Genomic DNA, 13,873 nt, shown 5'->3' on the forward strand with positions numbered 1-13,873 from the left:
GATTTTAATTCGTTCGGAATAGGTTATACTAGACAAAAGATCAGCTCCTAAAAGATGGGTTTGTGGTAAACACCATTTTAAAGGAAGCTGATCTTTTTTTGTCCGAACAGCGTTCGGATTAATTTTACAATCTACCAAACGACTAAACTTAATTTTTGAACCATGTTCCAGCATGCTAGCAAAATCCTAGGATTTTGCTAGCATGCTTTTTTAGTTGTTTTTTCCAAAATTAAGAATCCCGATTTAACAGCATTTAGTCGGCCTAAGTATCCTAGAATTTTACTACTACACCCCCGATTTTGCACAAATATTACAATAAGAAATTGTAGCATTTTCCTAGGACTAAATATTGCAGTTATCACAAGGACCTGGACGCCGACACTGTCGGCTCATTTTTTTAGTTTGAGTGAAGCGAAATCTAAGACAGTTTGTAAAAAAAGACACCACATTTTTGTGTGGTGTGTAAGTGCGCCTTTAGACCCCTTAACGGAATTATGATATCCTTGATTTGTTTAAGACGGTGACTACTAACCAAGAAGAATTCGCTAGCTTGCCAGAGCTAAGGCAGTAGTTACACAAAAAGCAATCACCACGGATTTTATCATCCAAAGCGATTGCTTTTTTTAATACTACCAGATCAAATAATTTTTACGTTGTTGATCCCACTTAGCCACAATTAATTCAGCTTCAGTCGGTTCTGGCAATTCTTCCCCATCAACATTCACTAAATCACCGTTATCGGCATCGTCCAATTTCAATTGCCGTTTAATTCGCTTCAGTAAGCCGCCATAGCCAATTTGGCGAGTACCAGCCAAGGCTTGTTCCAAGTCATCAATCACCTGTTGATTACGATTATCATCGTCAGTCATGTAATCAGCAGACTTAACTTGATATTTGGCCGTTTCCTGCGCGCTAGAGAGCAGAGAAGGCTTTCCCTTAGATTTATTCGTCCGAACCACTTCAACATTCACAATCGGCTTATATGAGCTTCTGAGAGCTTTCTGCCACAAATCAGTCCAATTAGCTTGCGATAAATAATTTCCAGACCCTTTAAAATAAGCATTTTTAACAAATAGTAAAACATGTAAATGCTGGTGATATGTCCCGTTATCTTTAGCCGTAATTTCAGTCGAACGAACATACCCTAGTAAATTTCTAGCTACTTTTTTATAACGAATTAATTTATTAAAAGCCTGTGTTAAAGCACGTAAACGCAGTTTTAAATCAACACAATCAATCGCATTTCGTTCTGTAAGCGTCAAAAAAATAAATCGCCCCGTAGGCTGCTGTTTATGAGCCTCAGTTAAAATTTTTTTCAGCTGCCCAGAATTTTTCATACTCCGACGCCAATTACATAGCGGACATAATCGACTCTTACAAAACCATGTTTGATACAGCTTTGTTGAACCATCAGGCAACTTTCGAAAACGCAAAACATCAGCGCATCCGTATACTTTATGGGCCTTTTTATATAACAGAATTGAAAGATATTCGGCATAACGTAAGTTCTCTAATTTCTTCTGCCGCCAAGGTCGTGGCTTTCCATAATTATTTTTATCCTGCAATATTTTTTTATCAGCCAAATTAAAAACTCCTCCCACCATCCACATGAGAAGAGCTAATCTTTTATGTATTTACTAAAACTAAGGACTTGACGCTTACTAACCCAAGTCTTAAACTAAATCTAGTAAATACGAATATTGAAGATTAACTCACGTGTTCCGGGTCGCCAAACTAGGAATTCTCACGTGGGTTTTTTTATTGTTTTATTTTATACCATCATAATACGCTCAAAGCTATATGTGTCAATGGTTAGAGGCAACTTTCAAAAAACTTGTTGTTTCTATATGTATCAAGATAAGAGGAAACTGGCAAAAAAACGCCAGTTTCAACCCCTCGGGCGCTGTCGCCCCGAACCCCGACCAAGCTGAACCAGCTTGACCGTGAAACATGAGCGGGGGCTCCCGCTCATACTCACCCCATCACTCGCCGTGAGGGCAGGAAAGCAAAGTTTAAGAAACTTTGGCTTTCAGCCAATTCAGTGTCTGGGTTTAGTTAGGTAGTCAACTCCTTATCCTCGCTCCCGTTGGTCGTTCCGGTACCGTTGACTACCAGCTCGTACCCGCTTTTAGTTGCGACGTGGTGCAAGGATTAAGTTCGAAGGAGTGCAAACTAAAAAGTGTAATTTTAATCTAAGTCATTTATATTCTTTCAATTGATACACACAAATTGTGCCTCTTTTAATTTAATACGGGATTTTTACTAGTATTCGTGTATTTTATAAGGAGTTCTACTTTTTGTTAAGGATCAGCTGTAATAATAGAAAGCACGAAAAAAGATCCTTAAAAGGGTCTTTTTTTGTAACTAGTAGAAAAAATCTTGCAGATTATTTTTACCGTTTACGTGTTTAATTATTATCTCCATCAGAATTTGCTTTTCCGCCTTTTTTTCCGATTTTTTCATAAAAATCTTTGTCATGAGAATCGGAAGTGGCTTCTCCACCCTTTTTTCCGGTTTTTTCATAAAAATCTTTGTCATGAGAATCGGAAGTGGCTTCTCCACCCTTTTTTCCGATTTTTTCATAAAAATCTTTGTCATGAGAATCGGAAGTGGCTTCTCCACCCTTTTCACCATTTTTTTCATAAAAATCTTTGTCATGAGAATCGGAAGTGGCTTCTCCACCCTTTTCACCATTTTTTTCATAAAAATCTTTGTCATGAGATTTGGAAGTAGCTTCTCCACCTTTGCGTCCAGCTTCTTCTCTGCTCATTTTTTCGTTATCTTTTTCAGCCATAATAATCCTCCTTTAATATTGAGTATTTGCATCCGCTTACAATTTTTTCTACTAACACTTATAGTATCAAGATATTTTTTTTAAGCAAACAAAATGGTTTAAAATTATTTGTCTTAATTTGTCATTCAATTTAGTCTTTCGGCCACATCGTGACCGCTTGTATTCGGCATCTGTTTGTGCTAATTCAGCCTGATAAGGTTGACATCGAGATAATTCATAAGAAATTGTTGACGGTGATCGGTTCAGCCGAACGGTGATCGGTTCAGCCGAACGCCCATTTGGATATTGGACAGCCCTAGTTCACAAAAGGTTTCGATTTTAATTCGTTCGGAATAGGTTATACTAGACAAAAAATCAGCTCCTAAAAGATGGGTTTGTGGTAAACACCATTTTAAAGGAAGCTGATCTTTTTTGTCCGAACAGCGTCCGGATTAATTTTACAATCTACCAACTAGTTTTGTAAAAAAAAGCTATGTTTATTGAACTTATCATTTTAGTTAGTTAGGAAAAAATATTCTCTTTATTTTTAATGTCTCAAACTCATTACATTTATATGATGTTTTCTTCTGAGAAGCCCTTTTGTTTGCTTAAAAAAATTATCTTGATACTATAGTGTTAGTAGAAGAAATTGTGAGCGGATACAAATACTCAATATTAAAGGAGGATTATTATGGCTGAAAAAGATAACGAAAAAATGAGCAGAGAAGAAGCTGAACGCAAAGGTGGAGAAGCCACTTCCGAATCTCATGACAAAGATTTTTATGAAAAAAATGGTAAAAAGGGTGGAGAAGCCACTTCCGAATCTCATGACAAAGATTCTCATGACAAAGATTTTTATAAAAAAAATGGTGACGTTGATTAATCATCATGGGACGCTGTTCAATTGATCGCCCCAAAGATTGATTATATTTGGATCGTTGGTCAACGTTACGCCGTTGGCGTACGCCATGAAGTAATCACTCCCTATATTGGTTGGAATTAGCTACTACCATTGTAAGTGATTGCTTTGGGCTTTTTAATTTCTGTTCGGATTAATTATAGAATTTGCCGTTATCAAAAAAATAGTGAAGTGCTTAAGCGCATGGAAACACATGAACTGTGCCTTATTAGTCCTCGATTTAAGGCATTTTAAGAGACGCACAGTTAACGGGCTAATGTTTGTGAAAAGACTATGACATATTGGGAAGTTCACGCGCCCATGTTAGATGTGTTAATATTATTGCTGTCTATAGAACACTGAACGGAAAGTCAGGATTTACATGAAGGTTCTCGCGTTAGATACATCAAACCAGCCAATGAGTGTTGCACTATTGGTTGATCAAAAAGTTATTGCTAAAAAAACAACTGCAACGCAATTGGATCACAGCGTCCAACTGATGCCGACAATTACTGAATTGATGGCAGATCAGCAGTGGCAACCGGAGGACCTAGACCGTGTGGTCGTTGCCCAGGGTCCTGGTTCTTATACTGGATTGCGGATTGCTGTGACAACAGCGAAGACTCTGGCAGCGACACTTCACATTCAGTTGGTGGGGGTATCGAGTTTAGCTGTGTTGGCAGGCAGTGTCCAAACGGAAGGAACGTTTGTCAGTCCTATTTTTGATGCACGAAATACGCAGTTATATGCTGGTTTGTATCAAATTAAAAACGGCCAGCCCGTCCCTGTTATTACAGACCAACACACCAACATCCCGGATTGGACCGCGCAATTGAATGCGGCCGGTCATCCCGTAACGTTAATTGGTGAATTGACACGTTATCACGATGTCTTATCAGATGCACTTGATGTTCCGGTCACGTTTACTGAAGGCGACGATAACCTGCCTGATGCCGGCGTGCTAGGGCAATTAGGTATGCCGCTTAAAGCTATTGATGATATTGATTCTTTCGTGCCCCAATACTTACGTCTGTCGCCTGCTGAAGCTCAGTGGGCAGCAGCTCATCCAGGAGAAGACCACAAAAATTATGTTGAAGAAGTATAAGCAGGCTTTTCAAAAATGGTATCGGCGCCACTTTGCCAGTGAGGTTCGACAACAGCAGGCCGAGGATTTGGACATCAAGAATCATCGGTTGATGATTCGCGATACCCAGTACTTTTTGGGTCGTGCCCAGTTTCCAGATGTTCCTGAAATTGTAGGGGTTGAACGGGCAGTTTACGACGGCAAGACCCCTTGGGACGCACAGGCGTTTGCGAATGAACTTAAACGAAAACAGGATCGGTTATACTTGGTGATTCGTAAAAATGATCAGCTGATTGCCTTTGCTGGATGTTCGTTTGATATCCAGCGGAAGGATGCCCACATCACAAATATCGCCGTATTACCTGATTGGCAGGGTGATGGTCTTGGTGAATTCTTAATGCGCGCTTTGATTCGAAAGGCACGGCATATGGGGATGCGACAAGTTACCTTGGAAGTTCGAATCAGTAACAAACGGGCACAAAACTTGTATCACAAGCTTGGTTTCCGTCAAACGGGGATTAAGCGTGGCTATTACTTTGGTGATCACGAAGATGCCGTTGACATGATGGTTCCCTTAATTAAGGCCCCAACAAGTGAGTCAAGCCATGAATAATCAAGTTATCTGTGAACCGTTTCATCCGCAAAGTGTGCAACGTGGGGCGGCCTTGATTGAAGCATTGGGTGAGGCTGCATATCCGACCGGCGCGCCGTGGTCAGAACCAGTAATTGAAGAGAACATGCAGGCACCAACCAGTGTGTACTGGCTAGTTCGAGTAGCAGGTCAGCCCGTGGGCTTTCTTAGCGGAACCAAAGTCATTGATCAATTGGAATTGACTAATTTGGGTATCGTAGGATCATGGCAAGGTCATGGTCTTGGTAAACAATTATTAACGACTTGGCTCAAACGATATGAAGCGGGGACAGTGGTAACCTTAGAAGTTCGGGTTCATAACGAGGCTGCATTGGGGCTGTATGAGAGTCTCAACTTTCATAAATTGATGCGCCGGCCTGACTATTACGACCGTCCCGTCGAAGATGCCTGGATTATGCAAAAAAAGATAGAGTGATGCCGAAGCCCTGGGAGAAGTTGAGCAATAACGTGGAAGGCATGGCATTCGGTGGTTTTCCGAATGAACCGCCTTCCGGGTTATGCGCAGACTTCTGGGCGACAGGTGCACGTTTTAGAAGAGTGATGCCGAAGCTCGGGAAGGTTCGAGCAACAACGTAAAGGTGGCAGCGTGCAAGCGCACTTTGCTTGTAGGATAACAACTTTGGGTTGTGCACAGGATCTTGAGCGACAGGTACACGTTTAGAGTGATGCCGAAGCTCGGGCAGGTCCGAGCTCAAAAGGAGAAAACAGTGACAGAAACACGTGAATTGATTTTAGCCTTTGAAACTAGTTGTGATGAAACGAGTGTTGCTGTTGTGGAAAACGGGGAGCACATTTTAAGTAACTTTGTCGCAACGCAGATTAAGAGTCACCAACGATTTGGTGGTGTCGTGCCGGAAGTGGCCAGTCGCCATCATATCGAGGAAATTACCATTGGCATTCGCAAAGCATTGACTGAAGCAGATGTGACGCCTGAAGAATTAACGGCTGTTGCAGTCACTTATGGACCAGGTTTAGTCGGATCGTTGCTAATTGGTGTGACTGCTGCCAAGACGTTTGCCTTCGCCCATCATTTGCCGTTGGTGCCCGTTAACCATATGGCGGGTCACATCTATGCGGCCCGTTACGTCGAACCTTTGACGTTTCCATCGCTTGGGTTGTTAGTGTCTGGCGGTCATACCCAGATCGTGTTGATGAAGGCAGCGGGGGAATTCGAAATTATTGGCGACACCCGCGATGATGCCGCGGGGGAAGCCTTTGATAAAGTGGGCCGCGTGCTGGGTATTCCATATCCTGCTGGTAAGGAAATTGATCGGCTGGCGCACGAAGGCCACGATACGTTTAATTTTCCACGGGCGATGATCCATGAAGCTAACTATGATTTTAGCTTCAGTGGCCTTAAGAGTGCGTTTATTAACACGGTGCATAATGCAGACCAGCGTGGTGAACAGTTAGATCGCGCAGATTTAGCTGCAAGTTTTCAGGCTAGCGTGGTGGACGTTTTGGTCACCAAGGTATTATCTGCTCTGGAACGGTACCAAGTTAAACAGCTTGTGTTGGCTGGCGGCGTTGCGGCAAATCACGGTCTTCGTGACGCTTTGAAAGCTAAGATGGCACGTTTTGCACCACAAACGAAGCTTGTCGCTGCGCCACTGGCATTATGTGGTGATAATGCGGCAATGATTGGTGCGGCTGCGCATATTGCTTATGCTAAGGGTGATCGTGCTGACATGAGCCTCAATGCAGACCCGAGCTTGGAATTTCCTTGGCTAACTGGCGTTGAAGCATAAAATGTAAATATAGGTGCAACTGAAAAAGGGATCACATCAATGCGGCAAGTAGCCGGTTAGATGTGATCCCTCTTTTAATTGTCTGTTTAAATCACTGTAGGTGGTGATCATTATTATAGGCTTCCAATGCTTCGCCAGCTGCTGCCCACTTTTCTGACAGACTGTCACTTTGTGCATCCAGGTCGTCCAACTGATGTTGAAGGTCCGTTAACTTACCGATGTCACTGGCGTTTTCAGGCGCCTGCATTGCCTCAGTTATTGTCTGGCTTTGTTGGTCAAGATCGTCAATTTGCGTTTCCAACTCATCGACAGCGCGTTGCAACTTTCTTTGCTCGCGTTGTTCAGCTTTATTGGCGGCATAATTTGATACACTGGCAGTTGACGAGTTATCAGACTCAGTTTCGTGATGCTCGGCATCAGCCGACGCTGACCGCTTAGCGAGTTCGGCCTGATAATCATCGTAATCGCCTTCAAACCACTGCGTCCCCGAGGCGGACAATTCAACGATTTCTGTGGCGATCTGGTTGATAAAATAACGGTCATGCGAAACGAATAAAACAGTCCCCATGAAATTGTTAAGCGCTTTTTCCAGTACTTCTCGCGAATCGATATCTAAATGGTTCGTCGGTTCATCAAGAATTAAAAAGTTGTCATGATCAAGCGACAATTTAGTTAGTGACAAACGGGCACGTTCGCCACCGCTTAAATTATGAACGGGCTTCGCAACGTCATCACCAGTAAAGAGAAAACTGCCGAGTAGGGTGCGCACATCCCGTTCGGGCATGGTAGGATGCTCGTCCCACACTTCGTTTAAAACGGTTTTCTCATCGTGAAGCACGGCTTGTTCCTGATCATAGTAGCCAATCGTAACGCTGCCACCAATCTTAACGGTGCCCGCTAGCAAGGGGAGTTGATGCAGAATTGATTTTAGCAGGGTCGATTTTCCAACCCCGTTAGGTCCGATAATGCCCACAACATGTTGTTTAACAACGTGAAAGTTTACGTTAGTTGCCAGTGGATGATCGGGCTCATAGCCAATGCTGACGTTGTCGACATTGAGGACTTCCTTGCCACTTTCGCTATCAGATGTGAAACGAATCCGAATAGATTGATCATCATCTTTAGGCGCTTCCAAACGGTTCATTTTCTCCAATTGCTTGCGCCGTGACTGAGCCCGTTTAGTGGTGGATGCGCGAACAATGTTACGATTGACGAAATCCTCAAGCGCATTGATTTGTGTTTGTTGTTTTTCAAACGCCCGTTGTTTGGTTTTGATTCGTTCGGCCTTTTGGGTTAAGTAGGCAGAGTAGTTGCCATGGTAGTGAGTCAGGGTGTGCTGATTCATGTCAAACACATCCTGCACCACGTGATCGAGAAAGTAACGGTCATGTGAAACAATCAAGACTGCACCAGGATAGCCTTTCAAGTAGTCTTCCAACCATGACAACGTTTCAATATCCAGGTGGTTAGTAGGCTCATCCAAAATAAGTAAGTCAGGCTGTTGCAGCAAGTACTTTGCGAGTGCGAGCTGTGTTTTTTGACCACCAGAAAAGCTCATGACATTGCGTTGAAAGGTGGATTCATCAAAGTGAAAGGCGTGTAAAACACCACGAATTGAAGCCTGGTAGCCATACCCGTTGTTAGCCTCAAAATCATGTTGTGTTTGGTCGTAAGCATTTAACAAACGTTTGTAAGCGTCACTTTGATGATCAGCAGTGGGATCGGCAATTTGCTGTTCCAATTCGCGCAGCTGTCGTTCTTGTTGCTGCTGGGTAGCAAAAACCGTCAGCATTTCATCCCATACAGTGTTGTCTGAATCGAGCCCAGCATCTTGTGGCAAATACCCGATGGTCATGCCCTTGGCAACCGATACTGTACCTTCATCGGGATCATTAATACCAGCGATAATTTTAAGCAAGGTGGACTTGCCGGCACCATTTCGACCAACCAGTCCTACACGGCCGTGGTCTTCAATTGTCATCGAAACATGTTCAAACAGGGTGTCTGCGCCAAAACGGCGAGCGACCTGTTGAACCTGAAGAACTAACATATGCGTACTCCTTCATCTGGATTAGTTAAACACTATTCTAGCATGTTCAGCGCGGTGACACTATGTTGGACTGTCAGTCCACGAAAAACGTTTCGAATGGTCAAAATTGGGGCAGATTGTGAAGAGCAACATTTTTGTCGTTGTGATTAAGCTAACAAGACCGCCTGTTTTACCCTTTTTGAAACAGGTATAAAGGCTTGTATATTTGCTAGTTTTACCCCGGCATTTTACGAAATGCCCTTATCAGTTTGTGAAATGCCCGAAGACTGGTATGAAATATGCTTCACAATAACCGTCCTTATGCTATAATTTACGTATAGTTTATTTTCACAAACAAATGTAGGATTAAAAGGAGTGAACCGCTGTGGCTGAACAACGAATTCCACGCGCGACAGCAAAAAGGCTGCCGATTTATTACCGTTACTTAAATATTTTACTGGATGCGGATAAAACGCGCGTTTCGTCCACTGAGCTGTCTGAGGCTGTTAAAGTCGATTCAGCGACGATTCGCCGTGATTTCTCTTACTTTGGCGCATTGGGCAAACGTGGTTATGGGTACGATGTTCCTAAACTGATTGAATTCTTTAAAAAGATTCTCAATCAAGATCAATTGACTAATGTTGCGCTGGTCGGGGTTGGTAATCTTGGGCATGCGTTGCTTAACTTTAATTTCCATCAGAACAGTAACGTTCGAATCAGTGCTGCTTTTGATGTTAATGACAATATCGTCAACACGGTTCAAAGTGGTGTCCCGATTTATCCGTTGTCAGAGATGGGTAAACAGCTGCGTGATCAACAGATCGCCATTGCAATTATTACGGTGCCAGAAAACACGGCGCAAGAGGTCACTGACGAATTGGCAAAGGCTGATGTACGCGGAATCTTGAACTTTACGCCACGGCGGTTGTCTGTTCCTGATACGATTCGGGTTCAAAATGTTGATTTGACTAACGAACTCCAAACGTTGATCTATTTTATTGACAATTATGGCGAGCTGTTAGGCGGAAATGAAAAGTCTCAAGATTAATTAGAAAACTGAATTATTGCTTCTTGAATAGGCGTTTGGGGTGTTGGTCAGACAAAAATGGTTTGACTTAATCTCCAAACGCCTTTTGTGATGCGGTTCCTAAGACAGCTGACAAACTTTTTGACTAAGTTTGACCAAAACACTTGCATTCAGAAACAGGCATGGTTATCATAGAGCATGTTGTTAGCACTTAACGTGTAAGAGTGCTAAAAGCATTTAATTTCAACGAAATTATTGGAGGGATTAACGTGTTAAAACCATTAGGAGATCGCGTTATTTTACAAGCTGCTGAAGAAGAAGAACAAACTGTTGGCGGCATTGTGCTTGCCAGCAACGCTCAAGAAAAGCCAACCACTGGGAAGGTTATCTCAGTTGGTGAAGGCCGCGTCTTAGACAATGGTACAAAGGTTGCACCATCTGTTAAGGAAGGCGACACCGTTATGTTTGATAAGTACGCCGGCACAGCAGTATCGTACGAGGGTAATGATTACCTCGTTCTCCATGAAAAAGACATTGTCGCAGTTGTGGACTAGTTAAAGTTTACAGTGCGTTTGAACGATAAAAGAAAATCACAATAAATTACAGTTGAGGTGGAAATTCACAATGGCTAAAGATTTAAAGTTTTCTGAAGATGCCCGCAGCGCAATGCTTGCCGGTGTTGATAAATTAGCAAACACAGTTAAGACGACCCTTGGACCTAAAGGCCGCAACGTCGTTTTGGAACAAAGTTATGGTTCACCTACCATCACTAACGATGGTGTCACGATTGCCAAGGCGGTTGAATTATCAGACCACTTTGAAAATATGGGTGCTAAGTTAGTTGCTGAAGTTGCTTCCAAGACCAACGATATCGCTGGTGACGGCACAACGACTGCAACTGTTTTGACACAATCCATCGTTAACGAAGGGATGAAGAATGTTACCGCTGGTGCTAACCCTGTTGGCATTCGGACTGGGATTGAAAAAGCAACGAACGCCGCTGTTGATGCTTTGCACAAAATGAGCCACGACGTTAAGACTAAGTCTGATATTGCACAAATTGCGTCAATTTCAGCCGCTGATCCAGAAGTTGGTAAGTTGATTGCTGACGCTATGGAAAAAGTTGGTAACGATGGTGTTATTACCATTGAAGAATCCAAGGGAATTGAAACAACTTCTGATGTTGTTGAAGGAATGCAGTTTGACCGTGGATACATGAGTCAATACATGGTTACTGACAATGACAAGATGGAAGCTGACTTGGACAACCCTTATATCTTGATTACAGATAAGAAGATTTCCAACATTCAAGACATTTTGCCATTGTTGCAATCTGTTGTTGAGCAAGGCCGTGCATTACTTATCATTGCTGATGATATTACTGGTGAAGCTTTACCAACGCTTGTTTTGAACAAGATGCGTGGGACATTCAATGTTGTTGCCGTTAAGGCGCCTGGCTTTGGTGACCGTCGTAAGGCCCAACTTGAAGATATTGCTGCTTTGACTGGTGGTACTGTTATAACTGATGACCTTGGTCTGAACTTGAAGGACACAACTGTTGATCAGTTGGGTCAAGCTGGTAAGATCACGATCACTAAGGACAACACGACTATTGTTGAAGGCGCTGGTGACAAGGCTGCTGTTGACGAACGTGTTGCAAACATCAAGTCTGAATTAGAAGCAACAACTTCTGACTTTGACAAGGAAAAGTTGCAAGAACGTTTGGCTAAGTTATCTGGTGGTGTTGCACGGATTAACGTTGGTGCTGCTACTGAAACTGAACTGAAAGAACGTCGTTACCGGATTGAAGATGCCTTGAACGCAACACGTGCCGCTGTCGAAGAAGGCTTCGTATCTGGTGGTGGTACTGCTTTGGTTAACGCTATCGGCGCCGTTGCTGACTTGAAAGAAGAAGGCGACGTTCAGACTGGTGTTAACATTGTTCGCCGTGCCCTTGAGGAACCTGTTCGTCAGATTGCTGAAAATGCCGGTCGTGAAGGTTCAGTTATTGTTGAAAAGCTGAAGTCACAAAAGCCTGGTATTGGTTACAATGCCGCAACTGATGACTGGGTTGACATGGTTGATGCCGGAATCGTTGACCCAACCAAGGTTACCCGTTCTGCTTTGCAAAATGCTGCTTCTGTTTCATCATTGTTGTTGACGACCGAAGCCGTTGTTGCTGAAGAACCAAAGCAAGATAATGGTGGTGGCGATGCTGCTGCCGCTGCACAGGCTGCTCAAATGGGCGGTATGATGTAGCTTAATTGAACATCAATGCTGTTTTGTTAACTATTAACAGCAAACTTAAAAGTCAGAACCTACGCAATGCTTTCGTAGATTCTGACTTTTTGTTTTGCAGCAAACATTAACGATGACTGCCGTTGCGTCAGCCAAAGACGCCGTTTCATGGGACCGGTCTCAGCCCCGCAAAGACCACGTGTCTTTAACCTCGACTTGGAACCGAAGTGCACGTTTCCAAGCTCGTCCGACAATTCTAAGTGGCATAAATCTCGCCACTAAGAATTGTTATCACGAAACTCTGTCTTTGTCTGACTTCACTAACATCAGCAAGTGACTCCCACATTTAAAAGTCGCACGTTGAGATCGATAAACAAACGTAAATGACATCAACTGTAATATTAAATATTGCAGCGGCGATTGCATCATTGAGATGCTATTTGATTAAACTGATCCAAGCCAGCGCCGGTTCCCATGAAAAGGATTGTTTGACCTTCATAGCGACAGGATCGGTTGAATCCAATTCTCCAAAAATCGAAACGAGTTGGGTTCGTTTGAACAATTGGAGTTGAATTTTCAGAAGGTCGATAACATGATGGGCATCATCGTCGACATCCGTGAGCCAACCAACGTCCAAGGACGATTCAGCATCACCGGGAAAAACGAAACTCAAGGCTTTGAATTCGCCATCAACAAGTGTTGCCAATGACCAGTCGAGATAGGGCAGTTCACCATCCACGTTCCGAGCCCAATTTTCAATGCTTAGGTGAGCAGCGGGATTATCTTGGTGAACCAGCTCATACTGTTCGCGCAATAATGTGAGCGCTTTGTTCTTCATTGTTGATTGTTGCCAGACCTCACGTAACGTGGTCACATTATCAGGGAGTGCAGTGTCTGCTAATGAGACTTTATCGAGCAACAAATCAGGCATCCACGTTTTACGGAAAATGTGATAGCCCTGTTTTTCAAAATAGGCAGTCTTTCGTGTTTGAGGTTCCCAATACATGACAATTAACGGTAACGTAATGCTTAATTCATCAAGCCGAGCTTGTTCTCGGGATACTAGACCAGACAGAACTTCATTTGTCGGAATTGACCGTGGACTCAACACAATTCGGATGTTTTGATGATGAGGATGCACTTGGTTTTGCCAACTTGTGATGAAACCAAGGGGATGATCGTTTTCATCAACGGCTACAAAGGTGAGGTCGGGATTATTATTTGCAAAGTATTTGAATTGATCATCACGATCTGCCGCGGCAAATGCCACGATTTTGCTGAGATCAGATGGTCTAACGTTACGAATTGTTATTTTCATGAGATTTTCCTTAAAGTTGAGTTGAAAATTTATGTACATTATACTGCTAATTCGATGATGAAATACCCGCTCGGCTAAGTTTTAAAGGCCACAACCCGATTGACTT

The 13,873-nt window shown here is 43.0% G+C and carries 12 protein-coding genes and 2 pseudogenes; 8 read left to right on the forward strand and 6 right to left on the reverse strand.

The window, feature by feature from the left end:
* Nucleotides 1-629 precede the first annotated feature (629 nt).
* The 3 genes and pseudogenes from GB992_RS05595 to GB992_RS05605 form a co-directional block, all read right to left on the reverse strand.
* Nucleotides 630-1,583: a protein rep gene (locus GB992_RS05595; RefSeq protein ID WP_161001583.1), complete on the reverse strand. Its 954-nt coding sequence runs from the start codon at nucleotides 1,581-1,583 to the stop codon at nucleotides 630-632.
* A gap of 824 nt (nucleotides 1,584-2,407) precedes the next feature.
* Nucleotides 2,408-2,794 (reverse strand): general stress protein, encoded by a 387-nt coding sequence (locus GB992_RS05600; protein ID WP_161001584.1) that lies wholly within the window; start codon nucleotides 2,792-2,794, stop codon nucleotides 2,408-2,410.
* Nucleotides 2,795-2,887: 93 nt separating this feature from the next.
* A pseudogene (locus GB992_RS05605) lies at nucleotides 2,888-3,144 on the reverse strand (IS30 family transposase); the annotation flags it as partial.
* Nucleotides 3,145-3,464: 320 nt separating this feature from the next.
* On the opposite strand from GB992_RS05605, the gene GB992_RS05610 reads away from it, so the two are divergent.
* Nucleotides 3,465-3,656, forward strand: coding sequence for a general stress protein B (locus GB992_RS05610; protein WP_202879178.1), 192 nt, complete (start codon nucleotides 3,465-3,467; stop codon nucleotides 3,654-3,656).
* Here GB992_RS05610 and GB992_RS05615 read toward each other — a convergent pair.
* Nucleotides 3,643-3,744: pseudogene (locus GB992_RS05615) on the reverse strand (IS30 family transposase); the annotation flags it as partial. The gene GB992_RS05610 and the pseudogene GB992_RS05615 sit on opposite strands and share 14 nt — an antisense overlap.
* A gap of 309 nt (nucleotides 3,745-4,053) precedes the next feature.
* Here GB992_RS05615 and tsaB point away from each other — a divergent pair.
* From tsaB to tsaD, 4 genes are all read left to right on the forward strand, one after another.
* Complete coding sequence (gene tsaB / locus GB992_RS05620) at nucleotides 4,054-4,776, forward strand: tRNA (adenosine(37)-N6)-threonylcarbamoyltransferase complex dimerization subunit type 1 TsaB (RefSeq protein WP_161001585.1); 723 nt, start codon at nucleotides 4,054-4,056, stop codon at nucleotides 4,774-4,776.
* A complete protein-coding gene (gene rimI, locus GB992_RS05625; RefSeq protein ID WP_161001586.1) occupies nucleotides 4,760-5,368 on the forward strand; it encodes a ribosomal protein S18-alanine N-acetyltransferase in 609 nt (202 codons plus the stop codon). The genes tsaB and rimI (GB992_RS05625) overlap by 17 nt, the downstream gene beginning before the upstream one ends.
* On the forward strand, nucleotides 5,361-5,822 hold the full coding sequence (gene rimI, locus GB992_RS05630) for a ribosomal protein S18-alanine N-acetyltransferase (protein WP_161001587.1): 462 nt from the start codon (nucleotides 5,361-5,363) through the stop codon (nucleotides 5,820-5,822). Before rimI (GB992_RS05625) ends, rimI (GB992_RS05630) begins: the two co-directional genes overlap by 8 nt.
* A 250-nt stretch (nucleotides 5,823-6,072) precedes the next feature.
* On the forward strand, nucleotides 6,073-7,155 hold the full coding sequence (tsaD, locus tag GB992_RS05635; RefSeq protein WP_161001684.1) for a tRNA (adenosine(37)-N6)-threonylcarbamoyltransferase complex transferase subunit TsaD: 1,083 nt from the start codon (nucleotides 6,073-6,075) through the stop codon (nucleotides 7,153-7,155).
* Nucleotides 7,156-7,246: 91 nt separating this feature from the next.
* Here tsaD and GB992_RS05640 read toward each other — a convergent pair whose 3' ends face one another.
* Nucleotides 7,247-9,205, reverse strand: a complete 1,959-nt coding sequence (locus GB992_RS05640) for an ABC-F family ATP-binding cassette domain-containing protein (protein WP_161001588.1) — start codon at nucleotides 9,203-9,205, stop codon at nucleotides 7,247-7,249.
* Between the two features lie 364 nt (nucleotides 9,206-9,569).
* Here GB992_RS05640 and GB992_RS05645 point away from each other — a divergent pair, with 364 nt between their 5' ends.
* From GB992_RS05645 to groL, 3 genes are all read left to right on the forward strand, one after another.
* A complete protein-coding gene (locus GB992_RS05645) occupies nucleotides 9,570-10,232 on the forward strand; it encodes a redox-sensing transcriptional repressor Rex (protein WP_017262140.1) in 663 nt (220 codons plus the stop codon).
* Between the two features lie 248 nt (nucleotides 10,233-10,480).
* A complete protein-coding gene (gene groES, locus GB992_RS05650; RefSeq protein WP_017262141.1) occupies nucleotides 10,481-10,765 on the forward strand; it encodes a co-chaperone GroES in 285 nt (94 codons plus the stop codon).
* Nucleotides 10,766-10,835: 70 nt separating this feature from the next.
* A complete protein-coding gene (gene groL / locus GB992_RS05655) occupies nucleotides 10,836-12,470 on the forward strand; it encodes a chaperonin GroEL (protein WP_161001589.1) in 1,635 nt (544 codons plus the stop codon).
* Nucleotides 12,471-12,885: 415 nt separating this feature from the next.
* Here the strand turns inward: groL and GB992_RS05660 are convergent, their stop codons facing one another.
* The gene (locus GB992_RS05660; protein WP_161001590.1) at nucleotides 12,886-13,767 is read right to left on the reverse strand and encodes a hypothetical protein; all 882 of its coding nucleotides are present in this window, start codon (nucleotides 13,765-13,767) and stop codon (nucleotides 12,886-12,888) included.
* Nucleotides 13,768-13,873: the final 106 nt, after the last annotated feature.

The sequence above is a fragment of the Furfurilactobacillus milii genome (assembly GCF_009863985.1).
Classification (GTDB): domain Bacteria; phylum Bacillota; class Bacilli; order Lactobacillales; family Lactobacillaceae; genus Furfurilactobacillus; species Furfurilactobacillus milii_A.

What these genes read in the sequence shown, in the direction of transcription:
- rimI (WP_161001587.1), top strand. Translation starts at nt 5,361, where the DNA reads ATGAATAATCAAGTTATCTGTGAACCGTTTCATCCGCAAAGTGTGCAA.
- tsaB (WP_161001585.1), top strand. Translation starts at nt 4,054, where the DNA reads ATGAAGGTTCTCGCGTTAGATACATCAAACCAGCCAATGAGTGTTGCA.
- rimI (WP_161001586.1), top strand. Translation starts at nt 4,760, where the DNA reads ATGTTGAAGAAGTATAAGCAGGCTTTTCAAAAATGGTATCGGCGCCAC.
- GB992_RS05640 (WP_161001588.1), bottom strand. Translation starts at nt 9,205, where the DNA reads ATGTTAGTTCTTCAGGTTCAACAGGTCGCTCGCCGTTTTGGCGCAGAC.
- GB992_RS05600 (WP_161001584.1), bottom strand. Translation starts at nt 2,794, where the DNA reads ATGGCTGAAAAAGATAACGAAAAAATGAGCAGAGAAGAAGCTGGACGC.
- tsaD (WP_161001684.1), top strand. Translation starts at nt 6,073, where the DNA reads ATGCCGAAGCTCGGGCAGGTCCGAGCTCAAAAGGAGAAAACAGTGACA.
- groL (WP_161001589.1), top strand. Translation starts at nt 10,836, where the DNA reads ATGGCTAAAGATTTAAAGTTTTCTGAAGATGCCCGCAGCGCAATGCTT.
- GB992_RS05660 (WP_161001590.1), bottom strand. Translation starts at nt 13,767, where the DNA reads ATGAAAATAACAATTCGTAACGTTAGACCATCTGATCTCAGCAAAATC.
- GB992_RS05610 (WP_202879178.1), top strand. Translation starts at nt 3,465, where the DNA reads ATGGCTGAAAAAGATAACGAAAAAATGAGCAGAGAAGAAGCTGAACGC.